The sequence below is a fragment of the Frankia sp. CeTa3Moorea genome, assembly GCF_978021225.1.
In genome coordinates this window covers 1-4,801 of the sequence record NZ_CDXDOR010000243.1, presented here as the reverse complement: position 1 = coordinate 4,801, position 4,801 = coordinate 1, and the positions used below count along the sequence as shown (strand labels likewise).

At 68.4% G+C, this 4,801-nt stretch carries 5 protein-coding genes and 1 pseudogene; 5 read left to right on the top strand and 1 reads right to left on the bottom strand.

What is annotated here, in order from left to right:
• On the bottom strand, nucleotides 1-1,008 hold a 1,008-nt coding region (locus AC08OV_RS23570; RefSeq protein ID WP_476620337.1), incomplete at its 3' end, for a hypothetical protein.
• Between the two features lie 268 nt (nucleotides 1,009-1,276).
• Here AC08OV_RS23570 and AC08OV_RS23565 point away from each other — a divergent pair.
• The 5 genes and pseudogenes from AC08OV_RS23565 to AC08OV_RS23545 all read left to right on the top strand — a co-directional run bounded on the left by AC08OV_RS23565 (nucleotide 1,277) and on the right by AC08OV_RS23545 (nucleotide 4,211).
• Nucleotides 1,277-1,492 carry a hypothetical protein gene (locus tag AC08OV_RS23565; protein WP_476615758.1) on the top strand — a complete coding sequence of 72 codons (216 nt, stop codon included), beginning with the start codon at nucleotides 1,277-1,279 and terminating at the stop codon, nucleotides 1,490-1,492.
• 477 nt (nucleotides 1,493-1,969) lie between these two features.
• Nucleotides 1,970-2,122, top strand: a complete 153-nt coding sequence (locus AC08OV_RS23560) for a hypothetical protein (protein WP_476615759.1) — start codon at nucleotides 1,970-1,972, stop codon at nucleotides 2,120-2,122.
• Between the two features lie 116 nt (nucleotides 2,123-2,238).
• Nucleotides 2,239-2,511 (top strand): annotated as a pseudogene (locus AC08OV_RS23555) (toll/interleukin-1 receptor domain-containing protein); the annotation flags it as partial.
• An 85-nt stretch (nucleotides 2,512-2,596) separates the two neighbouring features.
• Nucleotides 2,597-3,364, top strand: a complete 768-nt coding sequence (locus AC08OV_RS23550) for a hypothetical protein (RefSeq protein WP_476615761.1) — start codon at nucleotides 2,597-2,599, stop codon at nucleotides 3,362-3,364.
• A 61-nt stretch (nucleotides 3,365-3,425) separates the two neighbouring features.
• A complete protein-coding gene (locus AC08OV_RS23545) occupies nucleotides 3,426-4,211 on the top strand; it encodes an SDR family NAD(P)-dependent oxidoreductase (RefSeq protein ID WP_476620336.1) in 786 nt (261 codons plus the stop codon).
• Nucleotides 4,212-4,801: the final 590 nt, after the last annotated feature.

The window sequence follows — 4,801 nt, the reverse complement described above, 5'->3', positions numbered from 1 at the left end:
GGCCTGTTCCTCGAGGAGGGCGACGCGGGCGGTGAGGTGGGCTTCCCGCCGGCGCAGATGCTCGACCAGCCGCTCGGCTTCGACCGCCCGATCCTCGGTAACCGTGAGGAGCGTTGCCGTCTCGACCCAGCGAGCCTCGGCCTCCCGTTCACGCTCCTCGGCTTGGGCGACGCTGGCCGCCGCGGCGAGAGCGCGAGCCTCGGTCGCGTCGGCGTCGGCTGCGTCGGCGCTGGCGAGCGCGGCGGCGGCGGTGGCCAGCGCGGCGTCGCGGTCCTCTTCGGCCTGCTGACACCGGGCGCCGAGCTCGATCAGGCGGGCGCGTAGGTCGCCGCGTACCCGGTCGGCTTCCTCCAGCCGCTGGTCCGCCGCCTCGGCCCGCTCGCCGTCCTGTCGGGCCCGCTCCAGGGCGGCGGCGAGCTGGCGTTCCACCTCCTCCAGGTCCGCTCGGGGAACGTGGGCCGCTCGTGTGGCCCGTGTGGGGGCCACCGAAACCTCGGCTGTCGCAACCAGCGGGTCGGCCGCGGCTGCCGGCACCATCGCGATCGGCGAGGTGGTGGTCACCGGCATGCCGGCGACGGGGATCGCCAACAGCCAGGCGACCGCGGGCCAGTCCCGGTCCGCGGTCGCGGCCTCGGCGGCCTCCAACGCGCGGCTCGCCTCCTCCTTCGCCAGCGTGGTCCGCCCGGCCCGTGACCCTTCGCACCACCGCTTGAACAGGCAGAAAGCCGTAAGCGTCGCGGATTCCCGGTCGGGCTCCGGAAGCTTGTTCAGATAGCAGACGATCTGGTCCCAGTCGAGTTTCGTTTTCCCTGTGAACCGCCGCTCGATCTTCTTTTTCTCGGCGTCGTGACCGGGGTCGCCCACCGGCAGCGAACAGCAGGACTTCCACGGCACCTGGTAGAGGGCGTGCAGGAGGTGGAAGAACAGCAGAAGACACCGGTGGTCGCGGGAGACTCCGTTGTCGATGACCGGCCAGCGACCGCCCTGATCCTTCGGGTTCCCGGTCACCGCAGCCCTATTTTCCCTGGTGGGCAGGCGATCCAGCGCTCACTGTCGCTACCTCCACCGGGTAGCGACAGTACCGGTGGACGGTTGCGACACCATCTGGAGAAAGACCGTCGCCGGTGGTGGTGCGGGGTTGCGACGCACATTGCTGTGTACTCCCGAATGTCTCTATTGACATGCGAAGTTACGGCACTTGTCGGGGGATCAGGGCAGACGATAAAACATCCCCAAAATTAACTAGCCATACACCCGATAACAAAGGACGTACGTCATGCCCCCAACCCGTACGAGCATGTTGCTGGTCCCGCTCCCGGCCATGGCGCTGGTGGCCGTGAGCGCGTACTACCTCGGCTGGCTTCCGGCGCTCACAGCGGTACTGACCTACGCCGTCCAGCCCCGGGTGCCCTACACGCCGACCCCCGGCCAGAGCGCCCCGCGCGTCGCCCACCCTCGGCGCGAGGATCCAGATGATCATGATTGCCGGTAGGTCTGGCGACCATCTGGATAGTCAGATCAAACTAGTATGAACGGGCTACGTCGAGGATATCCGTTGTTGCTGTGTCGACTTCCGGGGTGCACCGCCAGGTCAGGGCCCCGGAAAGTCGCCGGAAAGTCGGCCGACGACCGGCGTGTCGCCAGGCAGGGTCGGGAGCCACCCGCACGGACGACCCGCAGTGGTCCGAGGTCGTCGTGAGGAGTTCGGCCTCGGCCCACCGCCGGGCGTCGGCAGGCGGGCAGCCCCATCGACGCCGACGAACTCACCCGCCGCATGAGCCAGGCCGCGGGATAGGTTGGGTCGGCGGCCATATCCGTCCCGCCAGTGGCGGCGCCGGGCCGTACTGGACCCGACCGGCATGCTTTTCTCGTCACCGCTGGCTGAACGGAGCCCGCTTGACCGTCACCGTCATCGGCGGCGACCCCAAACCGCGCTCTCGGACCCTCTTCGCCGCGGTCCGCGTCGCTGGTGAGCTTCACCGGGGCCGAGCCCGACCAGACCGTCGACCTCACCGAGCTCGGTGCGAGCCTGCTCGACTGGAACGTGGACCTGGGCGGGTCAGCGACCGCTCCCGGCTGGGACGGCACGGTCTCCAGCCGGCGCCGCGGCCTTGTGGCTTGAGCCGCTCGCGGCGTACGCCATGATGTTCCTGCGCGCTTCGTGGCCGGAAGCGTCCGGCAAGGGGATGCTCGACCGCGGGAACGTGCTGTCTTGGACCTGGCAGGCATGGGGGTGAGGTGGATCGGCGAGATTTCTTCGTCTCCCACGCCGACAGCGACCTGGCATGGGCTGAATGGATTGCCCAGGAGTTGGTCGAGGCCGGGTACGCGGTGGAGCTTGACGTGTGGGACTGGGTTGCGGGCACCAACCTCGTGCACGCCATACGGCACGCTCTGGAACGGGCCGAGCGGGTAGTGGCCGTCTACACCGACGCCTACTTCGCCCAGCGCCTTTCCCAAGCCGAGCACACCGCGGCGTTCGCGAGCGACCATCCGGGCCGCGTCGTTCCGGTGGTCGTGGCTGACTGCTCGATCCCTGAGCTGTACGCGCCGCCGACCCGGATCGAGCTGCTCGGGCCGGATCGAGCTGCTCGGGTTGGAAGAGGACGACGCTCGCCGCCGGCTTCTCGACGGAGTGTCGGCGGGCTTACGTGGGTCCGGTTCACCGGTCACCTTTCCGGGCCGAGCGGAGTTCCCCCGGCGGCTGCCGCGGATCTGGAACGTCCCGGCCCGAAACCCGTTCTTCACCGGCCGCGACGACCTTCTCCGGGCGTTGGACGGCCGCCTGCGTCAACCCGACGCGGAGGCAATCGCTGTTGTGCCGCTGCGAGGAATGGGAGGTGTGGGCAAGACCCAGCTCGCAGTCGAGTACGCTCACAGACGCGCCGCCGGATACCAGATCGTGTGGTGGCTCAACGCGGAGAACCCCACGCTGGCGACCAACGGGCTGGTCGAACTCGCGGCGGCACTGGGACTACCTACGGCGGGGTCCCCGGCCGAGGTTCTGCGGTTGCTGTGGTCCGCCTTGGCGGCCGGGTGGCCCGGGGGACTACAGGAAGGAGTGGACAATCACTTCTCGATGGCCGTCACGGCTGAGGACAGTGAAGTTGAGGACAAACTCTTCCTGGTGAACCCCTGCGGCTGGCACTGGTCCGAGGTAACGGCGACCTCCCTGGTTCTCGGAACTTCCCGTCGTCGCGCGGCGTTACTTCGACTACTACATCGAGCGGACGTTGCGCCGCGAGGAACCGGACTATCTGTGCTGAAAACGCCCGCCCGCGCCTGGACCGGAGCGCTGTGGCCCAGGCGTCCGCGCGGGTCGGTACGTGCGCGCGCCGCGTGTCGTCCCGGTCGGCTCCGATAGCTTATCTGCGTCGCGGCACGGCCTCTGCGCTCGAGCGCGGAGCTGCGTGAAGGGAGCACTGGTGGCGGATTTCCTGGTCGAGCTCTTCTCGCTGCGGGAGCGCACCGCGGTGGTGACCGGAGCGACCTCCGGTATCGGCCGCGGCATTGCCCTCGCGCTTGGCCGTGCCGGCGCGCGGGTGGTCGCGCTCGGCCGCCGTGCCGACGCCCTGGAGTCCGTAGTGGAGGAACTCCGCGATGCTGGCGCCGCCGCCGCAGGCATCCGGTGCGATCTGGCCGATCGCGCCGAGCTGAGCAAGGCGGCCGATCAGGCGGCCGATCAGGCGGCCGAACCGTTCGGGGAGCCCGACATCCTCGTCACCTCGGCAGGCGTGAACATCAGACCGCCCTTCGGCGGTCTGACCGACGAGGAGTGGGACCTGACGATGGCGGTGAATCTCGACGCGCCCTTCCTCCTGGGCCGTCGGTACGGCCCAGGAATGGCGGAGCGCGGCTGGGGAAGGATCATTAATCTGGCGTCGCAGCAGTCGATCCGCGCGTTCGGCAACAGCGGCGCGTACGGGGTGTCCAAAGCCGGTGTCGCGGCACTGACTAGGTCTCAGGCCGAGGCTTGGTCGAAACGCGGTGTGTGCTGCAACGCGATCGCGCCGGGATTCGTCCGGACACCGCTTACCAAGACCGTCTTCAACGATCCGGAGCGGGCGACGGCAATGGCCAATCGAACAATGCTGGGGCGAAACGGCGAGTTGTCGGACCTGGTGGGCGCCGCTGTGTTCCTGGCCGGCCCCGCCGCCGTCTACCTTACCGGCCAGACGCTGTTCGTGGACGGAGGCTTCTCCGCTACCTGACGGTGGGTTCCACCGCCCTGGCGCGGCCGGGAGTTCGATCCAGCAGCCCGGCGGGTGTGCCGCCGCGCTGCCCGATCGGAGCAGGTCCCGAAGCAGGGGCGAATGCGCCTTGGTGACGTCAAATCCGGTTCCGGTCGCATCGACGATGTGGTCGAAATGGTCGATCCGGCTCCGGCCCCCGACAGGGCACGCGTGACCGCGAAGCCGTAGCCTGATCGGCTCACGTCCAGCACGCCAGTGCGAAGGTCGAGCTGCCCGGTCTCGATGAACTCCCACAGCTTGACGGCGTTCTCGATCGGAATGCAGTGGCGGTACATACCCCAGAACACGTACTGCTCCCGCATGAATCGTTCCTTCGTCGCGGGAGGGAGCGTCCTAAACCAGCGCAGCAAGCGTCTCGCTTGCATATCCGCAAGCGAAAATGCTGGCCGAGCTGGCAGTTCGTAAGTAGTCGGAAGTCTTGTGGTTGATCGGTGCCGGGGTCTCATCGGTGTTGGCTGTGTGTGGTTCGCTGGCCGTGTTGGGTGATCTCCGGCTTGTCGGGATGGTTTGCTGCGGTGCGTGACGGCTACGGGGGCTGCGGCGGGGGT